Origin of the sequence: Streptomyces sp. NPDC093071, assembly GCF_044754545.1 — a bacterium.
In the GTDB taxonomy this organism is placed as follows: domain Bacteria; phylum Actinomycetota; class Actinomycetes; order Streptomycetales; family Streptomycetaceae; genus Streptomyces.
Genome location: NZ_JBIVPH010000004.1, coordinates 153,141 through 178,163, shown reverse-complemented (window position 1 = coordinate 178,163; position 25,023 = coordinate 153,141). Strand labels below are relative to the sequence as shown.

The 25,023-nt window shown below is 73.7% G+C and carries 23 protein-coding genes; 11 read left to right on the top strand and 12 right to left on the bottom strand.

Features of this window, described 5'->3' with window-relative positions; genetic code table 11:
* Positions 1-33: 33 nt before the first annotated feature.
* Complete coding sequence (locus ACIQD7_RS17675; protein WP_121833022.1) at positions 34-303, bottom strand: hypothetical protein; 270 nt, start codon at positions 301-303, stop codon at positions 34-36.
* Between the two features lie 111 nt (positions 304-414).
* On the opposite strand from ACIQD7_RS17675, the gene ACIQD7_RS17670 reads away from it, so the two are divergent.
* Positions 415-756: a hypothetical protein gene (locus tag ACIQD7_RS17670; protein ID WP_402442589.1), complete on the top strand. Its 342-nt coding sequence runs from the start codon at positions 415-417 to the stop codon at positions 754-756.
* A 193-nt stretch (positions 757-949) separates the two neighbouring features.
* Positions 950-2,221 carry an Ig-like domain-containing protein gene (locus ACIQD7_RS17665; protein ID WP_402442587.1) on the top strand — a complete coding sequence of 424 codons (1,272 nt, stop codon included), beginning with the start codon at positions 950-952 and terminating at the stop codon, positions 2,219-2,221.
* 76 nt (positions 2,222-2,297) lie between these two features.
* Here ACIQD7_RS17665 and ACIQD7_RS17660 read toward each other — a convergent pair whose 3' ends face one another.
* The gene (locus tag ACIQD7_RS17660; protein ID WP_402442585.1) at positions 2,298-3,161 is read right to left on the bottom strand and encodes a helix-turn-helix domain-containing protein; all 864 of its coding nucleotides are present in this window, start codon (positions 3,159-3,161) and stop codon (positions 2,298-2,300) included.
* A 128-nt stretch (positions 3,162-3,289) separates the two neighbouring features.
* On the opposite strand from ACIQD7_RS17660, the gene ACIQD7_RS17655 reads away from it, so the two are divergent.
* The 3 genes from ACIQD7_RS17655 (at position 3,290) to ACIQD7_RS17645 (ending at position 5,493) form a co-directional block, all read left to right on the top strand.
* Entirely contained in the window at positions 3,290-4,342 is a 1,053-nt protein-coding gene (locus ACIQD7_RS17655) for an NAD(P)-dependent alcohol dehydrogenase (RefSeq protein WP_402442583.1), read from the top strand.
* A 90-nt stretch (positions 4,343-4,432) separates the two neighbouring features.
* Positions 4,433-4,783, top strand: coding sequence for a DUF1330 domain-containing protein (locus ACIQD7_RS17650; RefSeq protein ID WP_402442581.1), 351 nt, complete (start codon positions 4,433-4,435; stop codon positions 4,781-4,783).
* Between the two features lie 158 nt (positions 4,784-4,941).
* Positions 4,942-5,493, top strand: a complete 552-nt coding sequence (locus tag ACIQD7_RS17645) for a YceI family protein (RefSeq protein ID WP_402442579.1) — start codon at positions 4,942-4,944, stop codon at positions 5,491-5,493.
* Positions 5,494-5,544: 51 nt separating this feature from the next.
* Here ACIQD7_RS17645 and msrA read toward each other — a convergent pair whose 3' ends face one another.
* Positions 5,545-6,207, bottom strand: a complete 663-nt coding sequence (gene msrA, locus ACIQD7_RS17640) for a peptide-methionine (S)-S-oxide reductase MsrA (protein WP_121833018.1) — start codon at positions 6,205-6,207, stop codon at positions 5,545-5,547.
* 106 nt (positions 6,208-6,313) lie between these two features.
* A complete protein-coding gene (locus tag ACIQD7_RS17635) occupies positions 6,314-7,420 on the bottom strand; it encodes a hypothetical protein (protein WP_121833017.1) in 1,107 nt (368 codons plus the stop codon).
* Positions 7,421-7,491: 71 nt separating this feature from the next.
* Here ACIQD7_RS17635 and ACIQD7_RS17630 point away from each other — a divergent pair, with 71 nt between their 5' ends.
* Positions 7,492-8,646 carry a cystathionine gamma-synthase gene (locus tag ACIQD7_RS17630; protein WP_402442577.1) on the top strand — a complete coding sequence of 385 codons (1,155 nt, stop codon included), beginning with the start codon at positions 7,492-7,494 and terminating at the stop codon, positions 8,644-8,646.
* Between the two features lie 59 nt (positions 8,647-8,705).
* Here the strand turns inward: ACIQD7_RS17630 and ACIQD7_RS17625 are convergent, their stop codons facing one another.
* Positions 8,706-8,897, bottom strand: a complete 192-nt coding sequence (locus ACIQD7_RS17625; protein WP_402442575.1) for a DUF1059 domain-containing protein — start codon at positions 8,895-8,897, stop codon at positions 8,706-8,708.
* Positions 8,898-9,199: 302 nt separating this feature from the next.
* The gene (locus ACIQD7_RS17620) at positions 9,200-9,739 is read right to left on the bottom strand and encodes a MarR family winged helix-turn-helix transcriptional regulator (RefSeq protein WP_163013959.1); all 540 of its coding nucleotides are present in this window, start codon (positions 9,737-9,739) and stop codon (positions 9,200-9,202) included.
* A 149-nt stretch (positions 9,740-9,888) separates the two neighbouring features.
* On the opposite strand from ACIQD7_RS17620, the gene ilvA reads away from it, so the two are divergent.
* From ilvA to ACIQD7_RS17605, 3 genes are all read left to right on the top strand, one after another.
* A complete protein-coding gene (gene ilvA / locus ACIQD7_RS17615) occupies positions 9,889-11,118 on the top strand; it encodes a threonine ammonia-lyase (RefSeq protein ID WP_121833015.1) in 1,230 nt (409 codons plus the stop codon).
* A 114-nt stretch (positions 11,119-11,232) separates the two neighbouring features.
* Complete coding sequence (locus tag ACIQD7_RS17610) at positions 11,233-12,279, top strand: ATP-binding cassette domain-containing protein (protein WP_402442573.1); 1,047 nt, start codon at positions 11,233-11,235, stop codon at positions 12,277-12,279.
* 104 nt (positions 12,280-12,383) lie between these two features.
* Positions 12,384-13,136 (top strand): ABC transporter permease, encoded by a 753-nt coding sequence (locus ACIQD7_RS17605; protein WP_402443271.1) that lies wholly within the window; start codon positions 12,384-12,386, stop codon positions 13,134-13,136.
* Between the two features lie 97 nt (positions 13,137-13,233).
* On the opposite strand, the gene ACIQD7_RS17600 is transcribed toward ACIQD7_RS17605, so the two are convergent.
* The 5 genes from ACIQD7_RS17600 to ACIQD7_RS17580 form a co-directional block, all read right to left on the bottom strand.
* Positions 13,234-13,617, bottom strand: coding sequence for a hypothetical protein (locus tag ACIQD7_RS17600; protein ID WP_402442572.1), 384 nt, complete (start codon positions 13,615-13,617; stop codon positions 13,234-13,236).
* Positions 13,618-13,771: 154 nt separating this feature from the next.
* Positions 13,772-16,069, bottom strand: a complete 2,298-nt coding sequence (locus ACIQD7_RS17595; protein WP_402442570.1) for a protein kinase — start codon at positions 16,067-16,069, stop codon at positions 13,772-13,774.
* Between the two features lie 4 nt (positions 16,070-16,073).
* Positions 16,074-18,692, bottom strand: coding sequence for a PQQ-binding-like beta-propeller repeat protein (locus ACIQD7_RS17590; RefSeq protein ID WP_402442568.1), 2,619 nt, complete (start codon positions 18,690-18,692; stop codon positions 16,074-16,076).
* A gap of 268 nt (positions 18,693-18,960) precedes the next feature.
* Entirely contained in the window at positions 18,961-19,458 is a 498-nt protein-coding gene (gene greA, locus ACIQD7_RS17585) for a transcription elongation factor GreA (protein WP_121833827.1), read from the bottom strand.
* Between the two features lie 189 nt (positions 19,459-19,647).
* Complete coding sequence (locus ACIQD7_RS17580; RefSeq protein WP_402442566.1) at positions 19,648-20,049, bottom strand: DUF4307 domain-containing protein; 402 nt, start codon at positions 20,047-20,049, stop codon at positions 19,648-19,650.
* Between the two features lie 99 nt (positions 20,050-20,148).
* Between ACIQD7_RS17580 and mca the strand changes: the two genes are divergently transcribed.
* On the top strand, positions 20,149-21,030 hold the full coding sequence (mca, locus tag ACIQD7_RS17575) for a mycothiol conjugate amidase Mca (protein WP_121833825.1): 882 nt from the start codon (positions 20,149-20,151) through the stop codon (positions 21,028-21,030).
* Entirely contained in the window at positions 21,023-21,259 is a 237-nt protein-coding gene (locus tag ACIQD7_RS17570; protein ID WP_383417740.1) for a hypothetical protein, read from the top strand. The genes mca and ACIQD7_RS17570 overlap by 8 nt, the downstream gene beginning before the upstream one ends.
* Positions 21,260-21,515: 256 nt before the next feature.
* Here ACIQD7_RS17570 and ACIQD7_RS17565 read toward each other — a convergent pair whose 3' ends face one another.
* Positions 21,516-24,734 (bottom strand): tetratricopeptide repeat protein, encoded by a 3,219-nt coding sequence (locus tag ACIQD7_RS17565; RefSeq protein ID WP_402442564.1) that lies wholly within the window; start codon positions 24,732-24,734, stop codon positions 21,516-21,518.
* Between the last annotated feature and the right edge of the window lie 289 nt (positions 24,735-25,023).

The following is a 25,023-nucleotide window of genomic DNA, read 5'->3' as shown; positions in this document are numbered from 1 at the left end:
CTCACCCGCAAGTGCGCGGCGGGGGAACGCGGTTCAGGAGGCCCGGCCCCGGCGGCGCATCGCGAGCACCACGAAACTCGCCCCGACCGCGAGGAACGCCGTCCCGCCGAGCACGTACGGCACGGTGTCCCGGCCGCCGGTCTCCGCGAGGCGCCCGTCGCCCGTGGCGGGGCCGCCCCCGCTCACCCCGACCCGTACGCCGCCCCGCTGGTCGGCGGCGTTCGCGGAGGGCACGAACCACAGGGCGCACAGCAGCGTTCCCGCGACGGCGGCGGTCAGCAGGAGGCGTCGGGCGGCGGACACGGAGATCTCGATCCTCCTTGCGGAAACCACGAATTGCTCGGCGTGCAGATGCTAATGAACACAGCGGGTCGCGGGAAAGCCGAGACCCTCCGGACCCCTACGCTCCGGAGCATGAGCACTTCTGACACCGCACGCTATGTACGCCTTCGCGTCGATGTGGTCCTGGAGGTCGACGGACCCGCCGAACTGGGCGCGGCCGCCGAGGCCCGGATCGACGCCGACGAGTTCATGCCGGAGGAGGAGCGGACCCACGCCCGCGCCGCCGCGCGCGAGGACGCCGCCGAGGCCCTCGCCCATCTCGTCGAACCCTTCGACCTGATCCGCGACGTCCCCGGCATCGAGATGGTCCAGGCCTCCTGGAGCAGCGAGGAGATCGATTACGACCCCGATGCGCTGGAATGGGACCTCGGGGAGGAAGATGGGGCGGAGGAAGACGAAGACGACCGCCCCTGAGGCCGGTGTCCTGCCTGTTCACGGGCCCCGGGACACCGTCCCGGGGCCTTCCCGCGACACCGGGCGCCCGGCGGGGAACCGAACGCTCCGCCGACGCGTGTCGATCAGTGGTGTTCCCCACAAACCGTCCGGTTCCCGCACCGAACGGGTTGTCATGGGTAGGGAAGCAAGCGTGCACAGGGAATCGGCGACGATGGAGAAGCGTGTGATGACGGACGGCAAGCGCCGCAGGAGCCTGGCCGCCGCGGCTGCCCTGCTCAGCGGTGTGTTGGTGCTCTCGGCGTGCGACGACGGCGACAAGGGCGGCAGCGGCGCCTCCGGAACCGCGACCCCGCAGTCGCAGGAACAGGTCGACGAGGCGGCGGCGCAGAAGACCTCCAAGGCCCGGATCACCATCGAGCCGAAGAACGGCGCGCAGAACGCCTCCATCAACAACGACGCCAAGGTCACCGTCGCCGACGGCAAGCTCACCGAGGTCGTCATGACCTCCGCCGAGGGCGACGCCGTCAAGGGCGAGATAGCGGCCGACGGCCTCAGCTGGAAGCCGACCGTCGCGCTCAAGAGGGCCACGGTCTACAAGATCACCGCCACCGCGGCGGACGCGGCCGGCCTGGAGGCCCACGAGAACTCCTCCTTCACCACCGTCTCGCAGGCCAACAGCTTCATCGGCAACTTCACGCCCGAGGACGGCTCGACCGTCGGCGTCGGCATGCCGGTCTCGATCAACTTCAACAAGGCGATCACCGACAAGAAGGCCGTCCAGAGCGGCATCACCGTCACCTCCAGCTCCGGCCAGGAGGTCGTCGGGCACTGGTTCAGCCCCCAGCGCATCGACTTCCGCCCCGACGACTACTGGACCGAGGGCTCGACCGTCACGCTGAAGCTGGACCTCGACGGCGTCGAGGGCGCCGACGGCGTCTACGGCGTCCAGCAGAAGACCGTCACCTTCAAGATCGGCCGCAACCAGGTCTCCACCGTCGACGTCGCCACCAAGACCATGACGGTCAAGCAGGACGGCAAGACGGTCAAGACCATCCCGATCTCCGCCGGCTCCCCGGAGAACCCGACCTACAACGGTCAGATGGTGATCTCCGAGAAGTTCAAGGAGACCCGGATGAACGGCGCCACCGTCGGCTTCACCGACGACGACGGCAAGGGCGAGTACGACATCAAGGACGTGCCGCACGCCATGCGCCTGTCCAGCTCGGGCACCTTCATCCACGGCAACTACTGGGGCCCGGACTCGATCTTCGGCTCCTCGAACACCAGCCACGGCTGCGTGGGCCTCAACGACGTGAAGGGCGCCGGCGACCCCAACCAGACGGCCGCCTGGTTCTACGACCACTCGCTCATCGGCGACGTCGTGATCGTCAAGAACTCCAAGGACAAGACGATCGCCCCCAGCAACGGCCTCAACGGCTGGAACATGAACTGGTCGGAGTGGAAGGCCGGCTCGGCCGTCTGACCCGCCCGATCCGCGCGATCCGCGCACAAGAGGGCCCCTCCGGACGGAGGGGCCCTCTTGTGCGCGCGGTCCGGCCCTACCGCGCGTCCACGGCCTCGTCCACGCCCCACTGCGCGAGCAGCCGCAGCGCCTCCGCCGAGGGCGTGCCCGGCTCCGCGTGGTACGTCACGAGCACCAGGTCCGGATCGTCGCCCGACACCTTCAGCGTCTCGTACGACAGCGTCATCTCGCCCACCAGCGGATGCCGCATCCGCTTCGTGCCGTGTCCCTTGTCCGCCACCGTGTGCGCCGCCCACAGCGAGCGGAACTCCTCGCTGCGCACCGACAGCTCGCCCACGAGCGCGAGCAGCAGCGGATCGTCCGGGTAACACCCCGCGTAGAGCCGCAGCACACTCACCACCTCGGTCGCCTTGCACCCCCAGTCGAGGTAGAGCGAGCGCGCGTTCGGGTCGAGGAAGACCATCCGGGCCATGTTCCGCTCGTGCGGCTCCCAGGCGGTGAAGTCGCCGAGCAGCGCCCGCGCCATCCGGTTCCAGGCGAGCAGGTCGAGCCGGCGCCCCAGGACGACGGCGGGCACCCCGTCCATCGATTCCAGCAGGTACGAGATCCCCGGCCGCACCTGCTGCGGACGGGAGATCGCCGCCCGCTGCCGCTTCTTCACCGTCGGCTTCGCCAGGTGCGTCAGATGCGCCCGCTCGGTGTCGCTCAGGCGCAGCGCCCGCGCGATCGAGTCCAGGACCTCCATGGACACGTTGCGGCCGTTGCCCTGTTCGAGCCGGGTGTAGTACGCCACGGAGACCCCGGCCAGCTGCGCCAGCTCCTCGCGGCGCAGTCCCGGCACCCGCCGGTGCCGCCCGAACTCGGGCAGCCCCACGTCCTGCGGCTTCAGCCGGGCCCTGCGGGAGCGCAGGAATTCACTGAGTTCGGCACTGGGGTCCATACGACCCCATTATCGCCGCCGGACCGGGCCCGCGGACGTACGTTCCTGACCCTGCCAGTGGTAGGCACGGCGGTCGTACGAAGAACAGGCGCCTGGGTGGCACCGGCGTTCCCGAGCAGGCTGGGGGCATGACCACGAACGTGACCACCGTCCCCGCCTACGCCGCACCCGCCGCCGACGCCCCGCTGGAGCGCACCACCGTGCCGCGCCGCCCGGTCGGCGAGCACGACGTCCTCATCGAGATCAAGTACGCCGGCATCTGCCACTCCGACATCCACCAGGCGCGCGACGGCTGGGGCGAGGGCATCTACCCGATGGTCCCCGGCCACGAGATCGCCGGCGTCGTCGCCGAGACCGGCCCCGGCGTCACGAAGTTCCGGGTCGGCGACCGGGTCGGCGTCGGCTGTTTCGTCGACTCCTGCCGGGAGTGCGACTACTGCCGCCAGGGCCTGGAGCAGTACTGCGTCCAGGGCGGCACCGGCACGTACAACGCCCGCGACAAGGACGGCGAGCCGACCTACGGCGGCTACTCCACCCACATCGTCGTGGACGAGAACTACACCCTGCGCATCCCCGAGGGCATCGGCCTCGACGAGGCCGCCCCGCTGCTCTGCGCCGGCATCACCCTCTACTCGCCGCTCGCCCACTGGCAGGCCGGCCCCGGCAAGAAGGTCGCGATCGTCGGCCTCGGCGGCCTCGGCCACATGGGCGTCAAGATCGCGCACGCGCTCGGCGCCGAGGTGACCGTCCTCAGCCAGTCCGAGAAGAAGCGGGAGGACGCCCTGAGGCTGGGCGCCGACCACTACCACGCGACGAGCGACCCGGAGACCTTCACCGCGCTCGCCGGCACCTTCGACCTGGTGGTCTCCACCGTCTCGGCGCCGCTCGACTTCGACGCCTACCTGAGCCTGGTGCGCACGGACGGCGCCCTGGTGAACGTGGGCGCGCCCGAGGAGCCGGTCAAGATCAACCTGTTCTCCCTGATCGGCGGCCGCAAGACCCTCGCCGGCTCGATGATCGGCTCCATCGCCGAGACCCAGGAGATGCTCGACTTCTGCGCCGCGCACGGACTGGGCGCCGAGATCGAGGTGATCGCCGCGGACCGGATCAACGAGGCGTACGAGCGGGTGATCGCCAGCGACGTCCGCTACCGCTTCGTGATCGACACGTCGACCATCTGACGCGCCCGCGCACGGCCGCCGGGACCTGACGGCCGGGGCATGACCTCGGGGGTAATCGACCCGTACGCCCCGCCCCGGCACGCTGTCCCCATGACCGCATACGCCCTCGGAAACCTGCACCCGAAGCCCGTCCTCGACGAGGAGGTCCTCACGTACATGGAGCGCGTCCAGGACACCCTGGACCCCTACGGAGGCCACTTCCTCGTCCACGGCGCCCCCACCCGCGAGGTCCCGGAGGGCACCTGGCCCGGCGCCCTCGTCGTCATCGCCTTCCCCACCTACGAGCACGCCCGCGCCTGGTACGCCTCCGCCCCCTACCGGGCCCTGATCCCCCTCCGCACCCGCCACATGACCGGCGACGTCCTCCTGATCGACGGGGTCCCGGAGGGATACGACCCGGCGGCGACGGCGGCCGTGCTGCGGGCGGCGGCGACGGGGTGACGACGGCGGGCCGACCGGTCCGGAGTCACCGGTCAGGGTGCAATCCCCGGCGGCCGTGCGCGTTCGGCCGGGTCGTGGGGGGCCGTCCTCCTAGCGTGGGCCGGGAACGATTCCGGCGGGCCGCCGCCGGGGTCCGGATCCTACGGAGGTAGCCGGTCATGTCCGTCCCGCTCGCTGAGCTCACCGGGGACTACGTCCTCGACCCGACCCACACCCGGATCGGCTTCGTCGCCCGCCACGCCATGGTCACCAAGGTGCGCGGCGCCTTCCACGAGTTCGAGGGCACCGCGCACCTGGACGGCGCCGACCCGGCCCGGTCCACCGGACAGGTGGTGATCAAGACCGAGAGCATCGACACCGGGGTCGAGCAGCGCGACCAGCACCTGCGCACCAACGACTTCCTGGACGCGCCGAACTTCCCGGACATCACCTTCCGCACCACCGGGGTCGAGCAGAAGTCCGAGACCGAGTACCGGGTCACCGGCGACCTCACCATCAAGGACACCACCAAGCCGGTCACCATCGACTTCGAGTACACCGGCAACGCCGTCGACCCCTACGGCAACCTGCGCGTCGGCCTGGAGGGCTCGGTGACCGTCTCCCGCAAGGAGTTCGGCATCACCTGGAACGCCGCCCTGGAGGGCGGCGGCGTGCTGGTCGGCGACAAGATCGTCCTGGAGTTCGACGTCTCCGCGATCAAGCAGGGCTAGGGGTTTTCCGCGCCGCGCGGCCCCCGGTGCCGGGGGCCGCGCGGCACGGGCTCAGCCGTCCGCCTTCGCGACGCCGATCGGGCACGAGACGCCCGTGCCGCCGATCCCGCAGTAGCCCGCCGGGTTCTTGTCCAGGTACTGCTGGTGGTAGCCCTCCGCCGGGTAGAACGGGCGGTCGTCGGCCGGGAGGACGTGCGTGGTGATCTCGCCGTAGCCCGAGCCCGTCAGGACCTTCTGGTAGGCCTCGCGGGAGGCCTCGGCCGCGGCGGCCTGGGCGGGGGAGTGGGTGTAGACCGCCGAACGGTACTGGGTGCCCACGTCGTTGCCCTGGCGGAAGCCCTGGGTCGGGTCGTGGGACTCCCAGAACAGCTTCAGGAGCGTCTCGTACGAGACCTTCGACGGGTCGAAGACCACCCGGACGACCTCCGTGTGGCCGGTCAGGCCCGAGCAGACCTCCTCGTACGAGGGGTTGCGCGTGAAGCCGCCCTGGTAGCCGACGAGGGTCGTCCAGACGCCCTCGGTCTGCCAGAACTTGCGCTCGGCGCCCCAGAAGCAGCCCAGGGCGAAGTCGGCGACCTCCAGGCCCTCCGGGTACGGGCCGACGAGCGGGTTGCCGAGGACCGTGTGGCGCGCGGGCACGGAGAACTCCGGCTCGGCGCGGCCGGGCAGGGCCTGCTCGGGGGTGGGGAGGACGGGGGTGCGGGACAGGAACATGCTGCATCTCTCCTCGACGGTCGGCAGCCCGTACAACAAGGGTGGGGACGCGGGGATTCCCCCCCGCCCCCGCCCCGGCCCCCCGTCCCGGCCCCCGGCCTCCGCGTCAGCGCGGCAGCGTCAGCGGGCTGCCGCCGTTCGCCTCGTACCCCGCCACCGCCAGGTTCCGGAAGACCGTGTACTCCGCCGCCGGGTCCGCGCTCAGCGTCCACGGCACCGCGCCCACGTGCCCGTCCACCTTCACCAGCTGGTGCATGGCCTCCGCCCAGCGCTCGCCCCGCACCAGGAACCAGATCAGCAGATGGCGGACGTGCGCCAGCATCGGGTCGTCCGGGCGTGCCGAGTGCACCGCGTACAGCGCGCCCTCGACCGCCTTCGACACCACCGCCGTACGGAAGAAGTCCTGCACGAGCACCACGTCCGGCACGTGCTCGTACACCGCGAACAGCGGCAGCGCGGCGAGCAGCGAGCCGCGCGGGGCGCGCGCCGCGGCCGTCGTCGCGAAGTGGTCGGCCTCCTCGCGCGAACCGTGCCACTTCTCGCACCAGTAGTGCAGCGCCGCCAGGTGCGCCCCCATGTGCTCCGGCGCCCGGTCGATCACCTTCGCCCACACCTGGTCGAACCGCTCGGGCCCGTAGCCCAGGCCGCGCGCCACGGCCAGCTGCGTGATGTACGGGACGGGGTCGCCCGGGGCGAGCAGCGCCGCCTCCTCGGTGACCTTCAGCGCCTCCTCCAGGATGATCCGGAAGTCGTCGCTCCCGGCCGCCGAGGAACGCCACGCCTGCTGCACCAGGAACTCGGCGTGCACGGCCGCCCCGCCCGGGTCCTTCGGCGCGTCCGCCCGCCAGGCCCGCAGCCACGCCCCGCCGGCCCCCGGCCGCTCCTGCAGCTCCAGGGAGGCCGCGCCCGCGAAGGCCTGCACGCGCTGCCAGCGCACCTCGCCGTCCTTGCCGGTGTTGGCGAGCAGCTGCGCGGCCGCCTTCCAGTCCTGCGTGGCCTGCACCACGTTCAGCACGTCGAGCAGGTCCTCGTCCGCCCCCGGCAGCCGCACGTCCTGGTCCTCCTGCGGCACGAACCCGTACGCCGCCGGGTCCGCCGCGTCGGGCGCCCCCGGCACGGCCAGCCGGATGCCACCGCCCCTGCGGCGCAGCAGATAGGGGCCGAGGACGCCGAACAGCAGCCCGAGCGCGATGAGGAACCAGAGAATGTCCATGTGTCCATTGTCCAGGACACCCCATGAGACGAACGCGGCACCGGACGTCCCGCGGCACTACGCTCCTGAGCATGAGCGACCAGCACATCCACCAGAGCTTCGAGACCCGCGCGATCCACGCGGGCAACACCGCCGACCCGCTGACCGGCGCGGTCGTGCCGCCCATCTACCAGGTGTCCACGTACAAGCAGGACGGCGTGGGCGGGCTGCGCGGCGGTTACGAGTACAGCCGCAGCGCCAACCCGACCCGTACCGCCCTGGAGGAGAACCTGGCGGCGCTGGAGGGCGGCCGGCGCGGTCTCGCCTTCGCGTCCGGTCTCGCCGCAGAGGACTGCCTGCTGCGTGCCCTGCTGGTCCCCGGCGACCACGTCGTCATCCCGAACGACGCCTACGGCGGCACCTTCCGGCTCTTCGCCAAGGTCGCGCAGCGCTGGGGCGTGGAGTTCTCGGTCGCGGACACCTCCGACGTCGCCGCCGTGCGGGACGCGATCAACGACCGTACGAAGCTGATCTGGGTCGAGACCCCCTCGAACCCGCTCCTGGGGATCACCGACATCGAGGCCGTCGCGGGCGTCGCCCGTCAGGCCGGGGTGAAGCTCGTCGTCGACAACACCTTCGCCTCGCCCTACCTCCAGCAGCCGCTGGCGCTCGGCGCGGACATCGTCGTGCACTCGCTCACCAAGTACATGGGCGGCCACTCGGACGTCGTCGGCGGCGCCCTGGTGACGGCCGACGCGGCGCTCGGCGAGGAGCTGGCGTACCACCAGAACGCGATGGGCGCGGTCGCCGGGCCGTTCGACTCGTGGATCGTGCTGCGCGGCATCAAGACCCTCGCCGTGCGCATGGACCGCCACGGCGAGAACGCCGAGAAGGTCGCCGAGATGCTGACCCAGCACCCGAAGGTCACCCGGGTCCTCTACCCGGGCCTCCCGGAGCACCCGGGCCACGAGATCGCCGTCAAGCAGATGCGGTCCTTCGGCGGCATGGTCTCCTTCCGCGTCGAGGGCGGCGAGGAGGCGGCGGTCGAGGTCTGCAACCGCGCGAAGCTCTTCACCCTGGGCGAGTCCCTGGGCGGCGTCGAGTCCCTCATCGAGCACCCGGGCCGGATGACCCACGCGAGCGTCGCGGGCTCCGCCCTGGAGGTCCCGGCCGACCTCGTCCGCCTCTCGGTCGGCATCGAGAACGCCGACGACCTGCTCGCCGACCTGCGCCAGGCGCTGGGCTAGGAGGACGGGAGAACGGCCGGGCGGGACCCTGAACGGTCCCGCCCGGCCGTTCCCCTTTCTCAGGCCGGGACCTTCTCGTCCTCCAGGTCCGCGCGGACCATGGCCCGCAGCTCGGGGGTGTCCTCGTGGCCGTGGACCGAGACCGCGTGCTCGGCGGCGGCCCGGACCACTTCCTCCTCCTCACCGGTGATGGTGAGGGTGCAGTTCATGACGCTCGGCGTCCTGCGGCAGTCGGCGACTTTCCTGGTCATGACAGCCTCCTCGGCACCCGTGCGCGTGCCGTCTCCCTCCAGCGTAGGCCCGTCCTCACCAGGCTTCGAGCGGCGGGTGCGGGGAGTGGACGAGCCGCTCCAGGGGGCCCGGCGCGGCGAGGACGCCGCCGCGTACGGGTTCCGGGCGCGGGTCCCGGCCGTCAGGAGGGTCGCGACGTGCGGCGGCCGCCCCGCCGCCCCGGCCGCGAACGCTTCGAACTCCCGGGTGCGGGAGGCGCGTCGGACGTCCCGGCCGCTCCGCCGCTCTCGCCCCCCCATCCGGCGACAGCGCGCGGACGGGGTCAAGAGGCCGGGGCCGGCTCGCTTCCGCCCGCGGTGCCCGGCTCGGCCGGGAGCTGTCCCGCGTGCGCCGACTGGCGTGCGGACAGGGCGGTGTTGAAGCGGGTGAGCAGGGTGCAGAAGGCCTCGCGCTCGTCCGGCGTCCAGCCCTCCGTGACCTCGACCATCAGCTGGCGGCGCGAGGCGCGGACCTCCTCCAGGCGCGCGAGCCCGCGCGGCGAGAGCTGGAGGACGACCGCCCGCCCGTCCTCCGGGTGCGAGGTGCGCTTCACCAGGCCGGTGTCCACCAGCGGGGCGACCTGGCGGGTCACGGTCGAGGAGTCGATCCCCATGCCCGCCGCGAGCGCCTTGACGCCCATCGGGCCTTCCTGGTCGAGCCGGTTGAGGAGCAGGTACGCGGCCCGGTCCATGGAGTTGCGGAGCTGGCCGGTGCCGCCGAGGCGGGTCTGCTCGGCCCGGCGGGCGAAGACGGCCACCTGGTGCTGGAGGGCGTCGAGGAGACCGGGGTCGAGAGCGGTCGTCATGTCCTGGGACGGGGGCATGGCTGGGGGTCTCTCTCGTGCGGGAGCGGTCGGACGGTGGGGGACAGAGTACGCGGACCCGGGGGGGTCCGTACCGGGCCCGTCCAAACCCGTCGGGGCGCCCGTCCGCCGGGCGGTCACCAGGGCCGTGAGCTGCGAGACTTGCTGTCATGAGCTTCCGTACACCACACCCCTTGCACCGGCTGATGCTCGACGACGTGCGCGGGGCGCAGAAGATGCTGTCCGGGGTGGCCCGCGTGACGGCGATGGAGGGCAGCCGGCACCTGTCGTCCCTGGTGGGGGCGCCGGTCCACCTCAAGTGCGAGAACCTCCAGCGGACCGGCTCCTTCAAACTGCGCGGGGCGTACGTGCGGATCGCCGGGCTGCGGCCCGAGGAGAAGGCCGCCGGGGTCGTCGCCGCCTCCGCCGGGAACCACGCGCAGGGCGTCGCGCTCGCCTCGAAGCTGCTCGGGGTGCGGGCCACCGTCTTCATGCCGGTCGGCGCCCCGCTGCCGAAGGTCGCGGCGACCCGCGACTACGGCGCCGAGGTCCGCCTCCAGGGGCAGGTCGTGGACGAGACGCTCGCGGCGGCGGAGGAGTACGCGCGGGAGACCGGCGCCGTCCTCATCCACCCCTTCGACCACCCCGACGTCATCGTCGGGCAGGGCACGGTCGGCCTGGAGGTCCTGGAGCAGTGCCCGGAGGTCCGCACGATCGTGGTCGGCGTCGGCGGCGGCGGTCTCGCGGCCGGCATCGGGCTCGCGGTGAAGTCGCTGCGCCCGGACGTGAAGGTGATCGGCGTGCAGGCCGAGGGCGCCGCCGCCTATCCGCCCTCGCTGGCGGCCGGGCATCCGGTGGTCGTCGAGTCGCCGGTGACGATGGCCGACGGCATCCGGGTGGGACGCCCCGGCGACGTGCCGTTCGACCTGGTCAGGGAGTACGTGGACGAGGTCCGCACGGTCTCCGAGGACGCGCTGTCCTCCGCGCTGCTGCTCTGCCTGGAGCGCGCCAAGCTGGTCGTGGAACCGGCGGGCGCCAGCCCGGTCGCGGCCCTGCTCTCCGACCCGGAGTCCTTCCGGGGCCCGGTGGTCGCGGTCCTCTCCGGCGGGAACGTCGACCCGCTCCTCCTCCAGCGCGTCCTGCGGCACGGCATGGCCGCCGGGGGCCGCTACCTGAGCCTGCGGCTGCGCGTGACGGACCGGCCGGGGGTGCTCGCGTCGCTCCTCGCGGCCCTGACGGTGGTCGACGCCAACGTCCTGGACGTCAGTCACGTACGGACCGATCCGAGGCTCGGGCTGACCGAGGCGGAGGTCGAACTGCACCTGGAGACGAAGGGCCCGGAGCACTGCCGGGAGGTGACGGAGGCGCTGCGCGACGCCGGATACACGGTGCTCGGCTGACCCCGCACGCCCCTGACCTCGGCTTGTGGCGCGGATCACTTATTCGCTGGGCGCGGGCCGCCCCCCAAACCTAGGATCGGTGGGAAAAAGTCCCGATCCATGGGGAGTATCCACATGCCAGGCGCGATCTACGCCGAGGGTCTGGTGAAGACCTTCGGTGACGTACGAGCTCTGGACGGGGTGGACCTCGACGTGCCCGAGGGCACCGTCCTGGGCCTGCTCGGCCCGAACGGCGCGGGGAAGACCACCACCGTGCGCGTCCTGACGACCCTCCTGCGGCCCGACAGCGGACGGGCGGTCGTCGCCGGGATCGACGTCCTCGAACACCCCAACGAGGTCCGCCGGTCGATCGGCCTCTCCGGCCAGTTCGCGGCCGTCGACGAGTACCTCACCGGCCGCGAGAACCTCCAGATGGTCGGACAGCTCTACCAGATGAAGGCGAAGGCGGCGAAGGCGCGGGCGGGCGAGCTGCTCGACCGGTTCCACCTCGCCGAGGCCGCCGACCGCCCCGCCAAGACGTACTCGGGCGGCATGAGGCGCCGGCTCGACCTCGCGGCGGCCCTCGTGGTCTCCCCGCCGGTCATGTTCATGGACGAGCCGACCACCGGCCTCGACCCGCGCAACCGGCAGGAGCTCTGGGAGGTCATCAAGGAGCTGGTCGCCGGCGGTACGACCCTGCTCCTCACCACCCAGTACCTGGAGGAGGCCGACCACCTCGCCCACGACATCTGCGTCGTCGACCACGGCCGGGTCATCGCGCGCGGCACCTCCGACCAGCTCAAGGCCCGGACGGGCGGCGAGCGCGTCGAGGTCGTGGTCCGCGAGCGCGAGATGCTCACCGGCGCCCGGGAGGTCCTCGGCCGCTACGGCGCCGAGGGCACCGGGGGCGCCGCCCGCGGCGAGGTCTCCGTCGAGGAGCACACCCGGAGGCTGACCGTCCCCGTCACCGGCGGCGCCAAGCTGCTCGCCGAGGTCATCCGCGACCTGGACGCCGTCGGCGTCGAGATCGACGACATCGGCCTGCGCCGCCCGACCCTCGACGACGTCTTCATCTCCCTCACCGGCCACGCGGCCGAGCAGGAGGAGCCGGAGGGGGACGGCGCCCCGGACCGGCAGGGCGGCCGCGGCCGCAAGCGCCCCGTGAAGGAGGAGGCGAAGTGAGCACCGTGACCACCGAGGCCCCGAACCGGGCCCCGCGGCCGCGCGGCGGCATCGCCCAGTCCGTGGGCGACTCCCTGGTCATCGCGCGCAGGAACCTCATTCGCATGTCGCGGATCCCCGAGATGCTGCTGTTCGGCATCGTGCAACCGGTGATGTTCGTGGTGCTGTTCACGTACGTCTTCGGCGGATCCATGCGGATCGGCGACAGCACCGATCCGGAGGACTACAAGAACTTCCTGATGGCGGGCATCTTCGCGCAGACCGTCACCTTCGCCACGGCGGGCTCGGCCGCCGGCATCGCAGACGACATGCAGAAGGGGATCATCGACCGCTTCCGTTCCCTGCCGATGACGCGGGGGGCGGTGCTCACCGGCCGCACGGTCGCGGATCTCGTGCAGACCTGCGTCACCCTGTTCGTCCTGGCGGTCGTCGCTCTGCTCGTCGGCTGGCGCACCGGCTCCGCCGCGCCGACCGATGCCGGGCGGGTGATGGCCGCCTTCGGCCTGCTCCTCCTGCTGGGGTACGCCTTCACGTGGATCGGCGCGCTGATCGGACTGTCCGTCCGGACGCCGGAGGCCGCGACCTCGGGCGGAATCATCTGGTTGTTCCCGGTCACCTTCTTGTCCAACGCGTTCGTGGACTCCAGCCAGATGACACCGTGGGTCCGGCACATCGCCGACTGGAACCCCTTCAGCGCGACCGTGCAGGCATGTCGTGAGCTCTTCGGGAATCCGGGTGTCTCATCGTCGTCCGCGTGGCCGATGCAGCACGCGGTCTGGGCATCGCTGATCTACTCGGTGGTCATCGCGGTCGTCTTCCGGACCCTGGCGGTCCGTAAATACCGCAAGGCTTCCTGAAAACGTCCCCGACGCGTGTCCCTCGTCCAGGCGAGGGACACGCGTGCGCATACCGCCCTTCCCGGCTCACAGGGGCATCGCCGAGTGCGCGGAATTCTCAGCAGATGGTGTGGTAGTGGCTCGACTCCGCCGGCCCCCACGTGACCCGTCCGTCGTACGTGGCATAGGCGTAGGTCTTGTAGTTGCCGCACGCGGGCTTGCGCACCGACCACGACACGGTTCCGGCGGACATCGTCTTGCAGGCGCCTCCGAGGTCGATGTCGGGAGTGTAGGGGTGCTGGGCGTGGAGCGTGACGCAGACTTTCGTCGCGATCGGGTTGGGGCCGTGCAGGGTTGCCGAGACGTGAATCCTGCCGTCCTTGAGGGTCGGATTCGTGATGGTTCCCGATGCCCTGACGTCGGCGGACGCCCCGCTCGCGGTCCCGAACGTCAAAGCGAGCCCGATGCCGACCACGGCGAAGAGCTTTTGGGGCTTGCGCACGGCGAATCCTCGAATTCTCCACCGGTTGATGTGCCGACTTCATTCCATGGGCGGGTGAAGTCGAAGGCAGGCTAATCGCCGTGCACGGCAACGGGGCGACGGACAGGCCGGAAGGCGCCGATCGAGTCGGACGCCCGGCCGGTGCGGCACCCGGTCAGGGCAGGTAGCCCGAGACGACGAGGCCGTCCGGGAGGGGCACGAAGGCGGCGCCCCCGGCGGCCAGCAGCTCTCCGGCGACCTGCGCGGTGAAGCCCCGGGGCAGGCCGAAGCGGTAGGACGCGCCGTCCTCCGCCTCGGCGGGTCCCGCGGCCGGATAGGACCGGACCTCCGCCTCGTCCGCGACCACGACCCGGTCGCCCGCGAAGTAGACCCGGTCCGCCGGGACGCCCGACACCCGCCACCGCTCCCGGCCGCTCTCCAGGTCGTACACGACGAGCGCGCCGCGCCCGGTCACCGGAGCGCCCTCCCCGTCCCCGACGATCACGGCGACGAGTCCGTCCGCGCGCACGGCCGGCCCGGCCGCGACCCCGGTGCCCAGGGTGCGCAGCGGCCGCAGCAGCGCGGAGTCGAGCACGGCGACGGAACCGTCCTCGCGGATCCGGCAGAGCACCCGGCCACTCTTCTCGTGGACGGTGAACCCGCCGCAGTACTCCGTCCCGCGCGCGGTCTCCTTCCCGGTGCGGGCATCGAGGGACACCGGCGCGGTGCCCACCGGGACGAGCACCCGGCCCGCCCCCGCGACCGGCTCCTCCGGCAGGCCGTCGAGCGGCGAGCGCCACAGCTCCTTCCCGTCGCGCAGGCGCACGGCCGTGACCAGACCGGTCCGCTCGTCGCGCACGTTGACGTACGTGGAGTAGAGGACCCCGTCCCCCAGGTCGGTGCCCTTCACGGCCCAGTCGCGGCCGGGCCCGGGGACACGGCGCCGCTCCTTCCCGTCCGCGATCCCGTACGCGACGACCCCGTCGGGCCCCGTGACGTACGCGGTGTCGCCGACGACCGCCGGGTACTGCGGCGCGCTGCGCAGCCCCTCGCCCCGGGCCGGCACCTTCCACAGCTCCTTGCCGTCCGCCGCGCCCAGGGCGGTGACCCCGCCGCCCTCGCCCGGGCAGACCAGCGCCTTCGGGGAGAGCGCGCAGGCGCCGGTGCCCCGCTCCACCTCGGCCGTCCAGGGCGACCAGCCCGCCGGGCGGTGCGCCCGGTCCGTGCCCGCCGTGCCGAAGTCGCGGGCGCGGCCCGTCCCGCCGTACGGCAGGACGACCCGGTCGAGTACGGCCGGTGCCGGTGCCGGTGCCGTGGAGGCGCCCGGGGCGGTGCCCCCGTTCCCGCCGGGTTCGCCGCCCCCGCCGTCCGACAGCACCACGCCCGCCGTCGCCAGGACGGCCACCGCCACCGCGCCCGCCGCCAGGGCGCCCCACCGGCGCCGCCACGCCGGGACGGCCGCCGGGGCGACCGGCCGGTCCGTCACCGCCGTGGGGGAGTACGGCACCACGGGGCCGAGCGTCGGCAGGTCCGCCACGCCCGCGCCCGAGGCCGCCGCCTCCCCGGCCGTCCGGGCCGCCTCCCCGTACTCCGCGAGCAGCGAGAGGACCCCGCCGGGCCACGGAAAGGCCCCGGGCGCACCCCCGCCGTCCTCCTTCAGGAGCGCCGCCAGTTCGGCCGCCGTGGGCCGCTCCGCCGGGTCGAGCCGCAGGCAGCGCTCCAGTACGGGCGCCAACTCCTCCGGAACACCGTCCAGTTCGGCCTCCGCCCGGCTGATCCGGTAGATCACGGCGGCCATCTCGTCGTCGTGGAACGGGCCCCGGCCGCTCGCCGCGAACGCGAGCACCGCCCCCAGGCAGAACACGTCCGACGCGGGCACCACCGCCCGGCTCCCCACCAGGTGCTCCGGCGACATGAACCCCGGCGAGCCCACCACCAGGCCGGTCGACGTCAGCGCCGTCGCCTCGAAGGCCTGGGCGATCCCGAAGTCGATCAGCTTCGGCCCGGCCGCGCCGAGCAGCACGTTCGCCGGCTTCAGGTCCCGGTGCAGCACCTGCACGCCGTGCACGGCCGCCAGGGCCCGGGCGAGCGCGGCCCCCAGGGCCCGTACGGCCGCGACGGGCAGCGGCCCGGTCCGTACGACGGCCTCCGCGAGCGACGGACCCGGCACGTACTCCGTCGCCAGCCACGGCGAGGGCGCGTCCGCGTCGGCGTCCACGAGCCGCGCCACCCCCGGTCCGTCCACGGTCCGCGCCGCCGCGATCTCCCGCCGGAAACGGGTCCGGAAGTCCCCGTCGACCTCCAGGTCCCCCCGCACGGTCTTCACGGCGACCATCCGGTACGGATCGGCCGTCGGCGCGTCCGTGCGGCAGGCGAGGTGCACCTCGCCCATGCCGCCCGCGCCGAGCCGGGCGAGCAGCCGGTAGGGGCCGACGAGCCGGGGCGGCCGTCCCGGGAGCAGGGCTTCCAGCAAGGGACTACTCCTTCTCTCCGGCGGCGGGGGCCCCGCTGAGGGCCTCGCGGGGAAGCCCGACGGAGACGACGACCCCGGTGTCGTACACGACGTGGGCCACCCCGCCCAGCGGCAGCACCTGGGGCGGCCGGACCTCGCGGTCCAGGTACGTCCCGGCCGGGCGGTCGTACTCCTCCTCGGCGCGCGGTCCGGGCGCGCCCGGCACCGGCACGACCCGCTCCTTCCCCGGCCTGCCGTCCGCGCCGAGCGGCACCACCCGCAGGGCCGAGAAGTCCGCGTACACCAGCGCGCTCCCCGTGATCAGCGGGTTGGAGACGAGCTGGCGGCGGCCGTCCGCCGTGGTGAGCGGGGGGAGCGGGTAGTGGCCGAGGCCCTTGCCGGTGGCCGGGTCGAGGACGTACACCCCGCCGGGCTCGCCCGTGTTCCCGCTGTTCGCCCAGCGCATGGGGCCCGCGTCGAGGACGACGGCGGCCCGGTCGGACACGGCGGCGGGCCAGGCGCCCGACTCGGCGATCCCGGCGGGCACCGGGAGCCGCCCCGGACCGACGGGGGAGAGCGTCACGGCGTCCAGGCGGTGGAGCACGAGCGGGCTCTCGTTCGTCGCGTCGAGCGGCGCGCAGTACGCGTACCGGCCCCGGACGAGCAGGGCGTCGCACGTCTTGGCCTCCGAAGGCACCTGCCCCCGCTGGTCGCCGGTCCTCGCGTCGTACGCCACGAAACCGGCGTCGCTCATCGCGTACACGAGCCCGTTCGCGGCGGCGACCGGCTCGAAGTCGCGGTACTCCACCCGCGCGAGATCGGCGTTGGTGAGCGCCTTGGACCACAGCTCGCGCCCGTCGGCGAGGGCGAAGGCCGTCATCCGGCCGCCCGCGTCGTCACCGGTCGGGACGAAGACCGCGCCCTCGGCCACGACGGGCCGGGTCGCGAGTCCGCCGCCCGACGGGCCCTCCTTCTCCCAGCGGACCGTGCCGCTCCGGGCGTCCCGGACCTGGAGGCGCCCGCCGGAGAGCAGGACGGCGTACGGGCCGTGGACGGCGGGCACGCCGGTGCCGCCCGCCACGAAGACGCCGCCGGTCGGGCCGATGAAGCTCTGGTCGTCGCGCGGGTCCTCGACCAGGTCGGCGGCCCACAGCCGCTTCCCGTCCGCCGGGTCGAGCGCCTCGTACCGCCCGTCCGTCGTCCGGCAGACGACCGCCGCCTCGCCGGCCGAGCAGCCGAACGTCGGCGCGCCCAGCTTCGCCCGCCAGGGCCGCCACCCGGCCGGGCGCTGGGCCGCGTTCTGCGCGACGACCCCGGACGCGTCGGCGGGGCCCCGGTCGTCGACGCCCGGCACGCGGGGCCCGGCGGCCTTCGCGGGCGCCTTCCCCTCCCCGTCGCCCTCCGGCCACAGCAGGTACGCGCCGGTGCCGCCGGCCGCGACCGCCAGGGCCAGGGCGGCGGCGAGCGGCCGCCACCGGCGCGGGCGCCGCCGCGCGGGGGCGGTGGACGGGGACGCGGGGGCGAGCGTCGGTACGGAGTGCAGGCCCTGGGAGGCCGGGGCGACGACCGGCCCGAACCCGGCCGGTGCCGCCAGGAGCGGCCCGCCCGAGGCGACGAGCTGGGCCAGCTCCCCGCCGTACTCCCCGATGTGCTCCCGTACGCCCTCCGGCCACGGGAAGACCTTCGCGGGCGCCGGTTCGAGGAGCTCCACGAGCCGCTCCGGGGCCGGCCGGGCCGCCGGGTCCACGGCCAGACAGGCGGCGACCGTCCCGCGCAGCTCCTCCGGGACCCGGGACAGGTCGGCCTCGGCGCGCGAGACCCGGTAGAGGACGGCGGCGAGGGGCCCGTCGCCGAAGGGCTCCTCGCCGGTCGCCGCGTAGCAGAGCAGCGAGCCGAGGCAGAAGACGTCGGAGGCGGCCGTGACGCGCCGGGCCCCGGCCACGTGCTCGGGGGACATGAAGGAGGGGGAGCCGACCATCACGCCGGTGGCGGTCATGGTGGTGGCGGTGCTGCTGCGGGCGATGCCGAAGTCGATGAGGCGGGGGCCGTCGACGGAGAGCATGACGTTCCCCGGCTTGAGGTCCCGGTGCAGCACCCCCGCCCGGTGCAGGTCGGCCAGGGCGCGGGCGACCCCGGCCCCGAGCGCGCGCACGGCGGCGACGGGCAGCGCCCCGCCGCGCCGCACCGCCTGCGAGAGGCTGGGCCCGGGGACGTACGCGGTCGCCAGCCAGGGCGGCTCCGCGTCGGCGTCCCCGCCGACGGGCGCGGCGGCGTACGGGCTGTCGACGAGCGAGGCGACCTTGATCTCCCGCCGGAACCGGTCCCGGAACGCGGGATCCCCGGCGACGTCCCGCCGCACGGTCTTGACGGCGACGAAGACGTCCTGAACGGGCGCGGAGGCGCGGACGGGGCCGGGGACGCGCGGGGGGCCGTCGGGTCCGGCGCCCGGGGCATCGCCGGTCCCGGCGCCCGGGGGACCAGCCGTTCCAGCGCCCGAGGGACCAGCCGTCCCGGCGTCCCGGGCCCCGCTGGTCCCGGCGCCCCTGGCCAGGAACACCTCCCCCATGCCGCCCGCTCCGAGCCGGGCGAGGACCTCGTACGGGCCGATCCGGCGTGGCGCGTCCTCGCGCAGTGGTCCCAGCATCTCGTCGTCCCCCCTGTGACGCGTCCCCCTGTGACGCCGCTCCGGGACGTCCTCCTGCGACGTCCCCCTGGGACATCCCCCTGCGACGCCCCTGCGTGACGTCCCTGCGTGACGCGAACGTGACGCGACGTCAGCGCCGCATCATCGCACGCGCACCCGCACGTATGTGCGTACGGGTGCGTGCTTACGGGCGCGTGCGTACGGGCGTGTGCGTACGACGGAGGGCCGGACCCCGCGGGGTCCGGCCCTCCGTGGAAGAGCGGGGGGCTCAGCCGGTGTACGGCTTCGCGCTGAGGATCTTCACCGCGGCCTTCTTGCCGTTCGGCAGCTCGTACTCGGCGTCGTCACCGGCCTTCTTGCCGTTGACGCCGACGCCCAGCGGGGACTGCGGCGAGTAGGTCTCGATGTCACCGCTCGCGTACTCGCGGGAGGCGAGGAGGAAGGTCAGGGTGTCGTCCTCGTCGCCGTCGAAGGCGATCGTGACGACCATGCCGGGCTCGACGACGCCGTCGTCCGCCGGGGCCTCGCCCACCTTGGCGTGCTGGAGCAGCTGGGTGAGCTGACGGACCCGGAGCTCCTGCTTGCCCTGCTCCTCCTTGGCCGCGTGGTACCCGCCGTTCTCGCGCAGATCGCCCTCTTCGCGCGCGGCGGCGATCTTGGCGGCGATCTCGGTACGCGCGGGACCAGACAGGTACTCAAGCTCGTCCTTGAGCTTGTTGTACGCCTCCTGGGTGAGCCAGGTGACGTTGTCGCTGGTCTGGGTCACAGGTGCTCCTCGTAGGTACTGGGAATACAAAGCATCGCCCTACACGGGAATGCTGTGCTGTCCCGGGTGGGCGAAACCACGAGCCTAACAATGAGTGGCGAAAAGCGGGAGGACATAAACCACGGAATGGCGTCACCCCAGGTCACGGTGGTGACCCGCCGGGACTCGTCACCGGCTCCCTACCCACCGCTACCGGGTCATACACCCGATCAGTTCGGCGCTCGTCGCGCGCGCGGTGGTGCGCAGCGAGAAGACCTGGTCGACCCGGGCGGCCGGGTCGTCGATCCGCACGTCCTTGCGGGCCACCTCGGCCCCGTCCTCGGAGCGGGAGCGCAGCGTGCAGACGCCCTCGACGCCCTCGTCCTTGCGGACCTCCAGGTGCACCTGGACCTCGGTGGCGCTCACCACGTCGAACTTGATCATCTCGGCGCTGATCTTGCTGTCGACCACGTAGTACCAGCCGAACCAGCCGAGCAGACCGAGGAAGAGGACCCCGAGGACCGACCCGACGACCTTGAGCCTGCGGTCGGCCCGCTCGTCCGCGGAGCGCCCGTAGCGCCCCTCGGGAAGCTGCTCTCGCACCGCGCTCATGATCGATCCTCTCGAAGCCGGGGGGTGGCGGAATTTTCGGCCCCCCGATTCCGTCACTATAGAGACCTCCCTCCACGACCAATCACTGAGGATCGAGTCTTGACTGACCAGCTGCGACTGATGGCCGTGCACGCCCACCCCGACGACGAGTCGAGCAAGGGCGCGGCCACGATGGCCAAGTACGTGTCCGAGGGGGTGGACGTCCTGGTGGTGACGTGCACGGGCGGTGAACGCGGCTCGGTCCTCAACCCCAAGCTCCAGGGCGACGCTTCCATCGAGGAGAACATCCACGAGGTGCGCCGCAAGGAGATGGACGCGGCCCGCGAGATCCTGGGCGTCTCCCAGGAGTGGCTGGGCTTCGTCGACTCCGGCCTGCCCGAGGGCGATCCGCTGCCCCCGCTCCCCGAGGGCTGCTTCGCCCTCCAGGACGTCGACGAGGCGGCCGGACGGCTGGTCCGCAGCATCCGCTCCTTCCGTCCGCAGGTCATCACGACCTACGACGAGAACGGCGGCTACCCGCACCCCGACCACATCATGACCCACAAGATCACGATGGTGGCCTTCGACGGGGCGGGCGACCCCGAGGCGTTCCCCGAGGACGAGTTCGGCCCGGTCTGGCAGCCCCTGAAGCTCTACTACAACCAGGGCTTCAACCGCCCCCGGACCGAGGCCCTGCACCAGGCGCTCCTCGACCAGGGCCTGGAGTCCCCCTACGGGGAGTGGCTGGAGCGCTGGAAGGAGTTCGAGCGCAAGGAGCGGACCCTGACCACCTTCGTGCCCTGCGCCGACTTCTTCGAGACCCGGGACCGGGCGCTGATCGCCCACGCCACCCAGATCGACCCGGACGGCGGCTGGTTCCGCGTCCCCATGGAGATCCAGAAGAAGGTCTGGCCGACGGAGGAGTACGAGCTCAGCAAGGCGCTGGTGCCGACCTCCCTCCCCGAGGAAGATCTCTTCGCGGGCATCCGCGACAATGCCTGACATGAGCGCACACCTGGCACTGACCCAGCTTGTCCCCTTCGCCGCCGAAGAGCTGGACAAGAACAAGGTGACCCCCGGCGTCCTCGGCTTCGTCGTCTTCGCGGTCCTGGCCCTGGCGGTCTGGATGCTGATGAAGTCGATGAACCGCCACATGGGCCGGGTCTCCTTCGAGGAGGCCCCGGACCCGGCGGCCGCGCCGGCGACGCCGGCGGAGACCCCGAAGAAGTAGCGGCTCCCGGCTTACGGGCGCCCCGCCCCGCCCTCCGGGCCGTACCCCCGCGGTACGCCCCGGAGGGCGTCCGCGCGTGCGGACGCGTGCGGGGGTTGGCGGGAGCGGGCGGGCGGTTCGCGGGGACGAGTGCCCGTGCCTTCGCACGCCCGCGCGTACGGGGAGCCCGCTCGCCCGGTGCTGTCACGCGGGCGAGCGGGGAGCCGTACGGATCGGGGCACGGCCCGGCGGGCGAGGCCTCGACGCCCCGGAGGCCCTACGCCCCCGGGACCTCCGATGCCTCCGGCACTCCGGGTGTCCCCGGCACTCCGGGTGTCCCCGGCACCCCCGGTGTCCCCAGTACCTCCCGGGAGCGGCGGTTCGGGACCAGGCCCAGGTCCCAGGCCTGCCACGGCGTGCCCGTGGCCACGCCGCGCGCCAGGACCGCCCCGTACGCCTCGGCGCAGTCGTCCAGGCGCGGGTCGCGCGCCGGGTGCCGGTCCGCGACCAGGGCCGCCAGCTCCTCGCGGGCCGTCGCCGTCCCCGGCTCCGGGGAGCCCGGGACGGCGTGCGGGAGCAGGGTGCAGCGCAGGAAACGGGCCCAGTCCGCGCCGCGCAGGTCGCCGTACGAGGCGAACAGCGCCCGCGCCTCGTCGCACAGGCCCAGCGCCTGCGGCACGCGCGCGTTGCCCGCGTCGACCACCGCCAGCTCCAGGCAGGTCCAGGCCTCCCCGTGGGCCACCCCGATCCGGTGGTAGTCCGCCCGCGCGTCCACGAGCAGCTGACGGGCGAAGCCCGAGTTCCGCAGGCCCCCCGTACGGGCGGCCGCCTGGTCGCGGGTGACCCGGCCCGAGTGGTGCCGGGCGCCGGCCAGCCCGTACACGTCCCGCATCCGGGAGAACATCGTCCGCGCCCGCCCCAGCTCCCGCACCGCCTCGTCGCGGTCGCCGCGCTCCTCCAGGGCGTGCCCCAGGTGGTACAGCGTCCACGCCTCGCCGCGCGCGTCCTCCTGCTCCCGGTGGCGGGCGAGCGCCCCGCGCAGCCCCTCCACGGCCGGCTCGGCGTCCCCGGCGGCGAGCCGGGCCCGGGCCAGCTGGGTCAGCGCCCAGGCCTCGCCGCGCCCGTCGTGGATCCGCCCGTACCCGTCGAGGGCCGCCCGCAGCTCGGTCTCGGCGCCCGGCACGTCGCCGCGCAGCAGCAGCACCTGGCCGCGCTGGAAGTGCGCCCACGCCTCGCCGTGCGGGGACTCGTGCGCCCGGTGCAGCGCGAGGGACCGGTCGAGCAGCTCCGCCGCCTCCGCGAGCCGCCCCCGGTCCCGCTCCACGGCCGCGAGCGCGTGCAGCGTCCAGGCCCGGTCGGCGGCCAGCGCCTCCGGCTCCTGGAGCGCGAGCGCCTCCCGCAGCCGGTCCGCCGCCTCCGCCAGCTTCCCCTGGTGGTGCAGCGTGATCCCGAGCGAGCAGAGCGCGAGCGCCGCCCCCGGGTCCTGACGCTCCTCCCGGTACGAGGAGACGACCGAGGTCAGGGTGGTGCGGGCCCGGTCGAGGTCACCGATCTGCCGGGCCGCGATGCCGGTCCGCCAGCGCACCGAGCGGGACAGCGGCCCCTGCCCGAGGGACGCGGCCAGCTCGTCGATCTCGCCGAGCCGGTAGAGGTCGCCGCGCAGCAGGCAGTAGTCGCAGAGCGCGCCGAGCAGGTCCAGGACGGTCTGCTGGTCGGCGCCCCGGTGGTGCCGCAGCGCCGCCGTGATGAAGCTGGTCTCCTCGTCGAGCCAGCTCAGGGCCGCCTCCAGGGAACCGAAGCCGTGCCCGCCGAACCGGTCGGCGCGGGTCGACATCTTGCCGTCGACCATCCGGATCACCGCGTCCGCCAGCTCCGCGTAGTTGCGGACGAGCCGCTCCTGCGCCGCGGCGATCTCCGCCGCGTCCTCCTCGTCGAGGAGCCGGGCCGCCGCGAAGCCGCGCACCGCTTCGTGCAGCCGGTACCGCTCCCCTCGCACGTGGTCCAGGAGCCCCGCGCCCGCGAGGCCGCGCAGCAGCCGCGCGCCCTCGGCGCCGTCCGCGCCGAGCAGCGCCCCGGCCGCCGCCGCGCCCAGCGAGGCACGCCCGGCGAGCGCGAGCCGCCGCAGGAGCCGCCGGGAGTCGTCGTCGAGGTCGAGGAAGTAGCGGGCGTTCAGGGCGCGTTCGACGGGGCCGGGGCCCCAGCCGGGCCGGCCGAGCAGCTCCGCCACCTCGGCCGCCGTACGCCGCCCGAGCAGCGAGCCCGCGGCCCGCAGCGCCAGCGGGAGCCCGCCGGACAGCTCCCGGATCCGCCCGGCGGCCTCCGCGTCGTACGGCCCGGGGCCGTCCGTCCCGCCCGCCGCCCGCAGCAGCTCCTCCGCCCCGGCCGCGTCGAGCGCCGCCACCTCCAGGGCGTGCACGGCGGCCGGCACGTCCGGGCCGAGGTCCAGCGGCTCCCGGCAGGTCACCAGGACCAGGCTCTCGGAGCGGCCGGGCAGCAGGGCCCGCACCTGGGCCGCGTCCACGGCGTCGTCCAGGACCACGGTCACCGGCGTCCCGGCCAGCTGCCGGTGATACAGCTCGGTGAGCCTCCGCACCTGTTGCTCCACCGAAGCGCCCTCCCGGAAGAGCAGCCGCTCGCGCGGGGCGCCGAGCCGGTTCAGCAGGTGCAGCAGCGCCTCCCGGGTCGCGACCGGCCCCTCGCCCGCCGTACCCGGCAGGGCCGTGACGTTCCCCCGCAGGTCCACCACGCAGGCCCCGCGGAACCGGTCGCGCAGCGCGTGCGCGGCCCTGACCGCGAGCGCGGTCCGCCCCGAGCCCGGCTCGCCGTGCAGCAGCACCACCGTGGGCCGGGTCTCCACCGAGGCCCTGCCCTCCCGCACCCACCCGGCGATCCGCTCCAGCTCCTCCCGCCGCCCCGCGAACACCCCGCCGGGGTCCGGCAGTTGCCCGAAGGACCGCTCGAGCACCGTACGACTCCGGGCCGCCGCGCTCCGATCGACACCGCGCAGAGGCGGGGTGACCGGGGCGGCCCGCTCCCGCTCCCGCTCCAGGAACGGCCGCACCCCACGACTCTCCAGGGCCGCCAACCACCGCGCCCGCGCCTCCTCGACGCCCCCGCCATCCCCTGCCCGGCCCCCGGACGTGGCCTTCAGCACGGTCGCGGCCGCCCCGGCCACCGCCACCACGGCACCCGCGCCGAGCGCCGTCCCCGCCGACGTACCGAGCACCAGGTCCGCCCCGACGGCGGCGACGGCCGCGACCCCGACGACCACCCCGGGCGCCCCGGCCCGCCCACCTCCCGCCTCCCCGGCTTCCCCGGCCTCCACCGCCCGCAGGAACTCCGCGTACTCCGCCCCCACCCCCGCCGCCATCACGTCCAACTCGGCACGCCCCCGCGCGAGCAGCACCCCGGCGTCCCCCCGGCCCCCACCGCGCACCTCCTCCGCCACGACCCGCTCCAACAGCCCCTCGGCCTCGGCCCGGTGACTCTCCCTCATCCGCGTTCCCCCTCCGCACACACCCGACGAAACGGCCCTGGAGCCCGTCCGGCATCTCATGGCCGAGGCCACGACGCCCGGTGTGGTGCATCGCAAGGCACCGGACGCCGCGTCCTGCTCGACCCTGATCCGCCGGACGGGCCCCAGTCTCCTGCGTGACGCGCCCGGACGCGAGGGCACGGGGGCTGAGGTGAGGAGACGGCACCTGGGGCGGGGAATGAGGAAAAGCGGTCTCGTATTTCGCTCGCCTTCACCTTGAATTAACCCTTCATTGCGTTATTCGCTCCGC

Excerpts from the sequence above, each read along its gene's own strand:
- ACIQD7_RS17670 (WP_402442589.1), top strand. The coding sequence starts at position 415 with ATGAGCACTTCTGACACCGCACGCTATGTACGCCTTCGCGTCGATGTG.
- ACIQD7_RS17665 (WP_402442587.1), top strand. The coding sequence starts at position 950 with ATGGAGAAGCGTGTGATGACGGACGGCAAGCGCCGCAGGAGCCTGGCC.
- ACIQD7_RS17660 (WP_402442585.1), bottom strand. The coding sequence starts at position 3,161 with ATGGACCCCAGTGCCGAACTCAGTGAATTCCTGCGCTCCCGCAGGGCC.
- ACIQD7_RS17655 (WP_402442583.1), top strand. The coding sequence starts at position 3,290 with ATGACCACGAACGTGACCACCGTCCCCGCCTACGCCGCACCCGCCGCC.
- ACIQD7_RS17650 (WP_402442581.1), top strand. The coding sequence starts at position 4,433 with ATGACCGCATACGCCCTCGGAAACCTGCACCCGAAGCCCGTCCTCGAC.
- ACIQD7_RS17645 (WP_402442579.1), top strand. The coding sequence starts at position 4,942 with ATGTCCGTCCCGCTCGCTGAGCTCACCGGGGACTACGTCCTCGACCCG.
- msrA (WP_121833018.1), bottom strand. The coding sequence starts at position 6,207 with ATGTTCCTGTCCCGCACCCCCGTCCTCCCCACCCCCGAGCAGGCCCTG.
- ACIQD7_RS17635 (WP_121833017.1), bottom strand. The coding sequence starts at position 7,420 with ATGGACATTCTCTGGTTCCTCATCGCGCTCGGGCTGCTGTTCGGCGTC.
- ACIQD7_RS17630 (WP_402442577.1), top strand. The coding sequence starts at position 7,492 with ATGAGCGACCAGCACATCCACCAGAGCTTCGAGACCCGCGCGATCCAC.
- ACIQD7_RS17625 (WP_402442575.1), bottom strand. The coding sequence starts at position 8,897 with ATGACCAGGAAAGTCGCCGACTGCCGCAGGACGCCGAGCGTCATGAAC.
- ACIQD7_RS17620 (WP_163013959.1), bottom strand. The coding sequence starts at position 9,739 with ATGCCCCCGTCCCAGGACATGACGACCGCTCTCGACCCCGGTCTCCTC.
- ilvA (WP_121833015.1), top strand. The coding sequence starts at position 9,889 with ATGAGCTTCCGTACACCACACCCCTTGCACCGGCTGATGCTCGACGAC.
- ACIQD7_RS17610 (WP_402442573.1), top strand. The coding sequence starts at position 11,233 with ATGCCAGGCGCGATCTACGCCGAGGGTCTGGTGAAGACCTTCGGTGAC.
- ACIQD7_RS17605 (WP_402443271.1), top strand. The coding sequence starts at position 12,384 with ATGTCGCGGATCCCCGAGATGCTGCTGTTCGGCATCGTGCAACCGGTG.
- ACIQD7_RS17590 (WP_402442568.1), bottom strand. The coding sequence starts at position 18,692 with ATGCTGGGACCACTGCGCGAGGACGCGCCACGCCGGATCGGCCCGTAC.
- ACIQD7_RS17580 (WP_402442566.1), bottom strand. The coding sequence starts at position 20,049 with ATGAGCGCGGTGCGAGAGCAGCTTCCCGAGGGGCGCTACGGGCGCTCC.
- ACIQD7_RS17570 (WP_383417740.1), top strand. The coding sequence starts at position 21,023 with ATGCCTGACATGAGCGCACACCTGGCACTGACCCAGCTTGTCCCCTTC.
- ACIQD7_RS17565 (WP_402442564.1), bottom strand. The coding sequence starts at position 24,734 with ATGAGGGAGAGTCACCGGGCCGAGGCCGAGGGGCTGTTGGAGCGGGTC.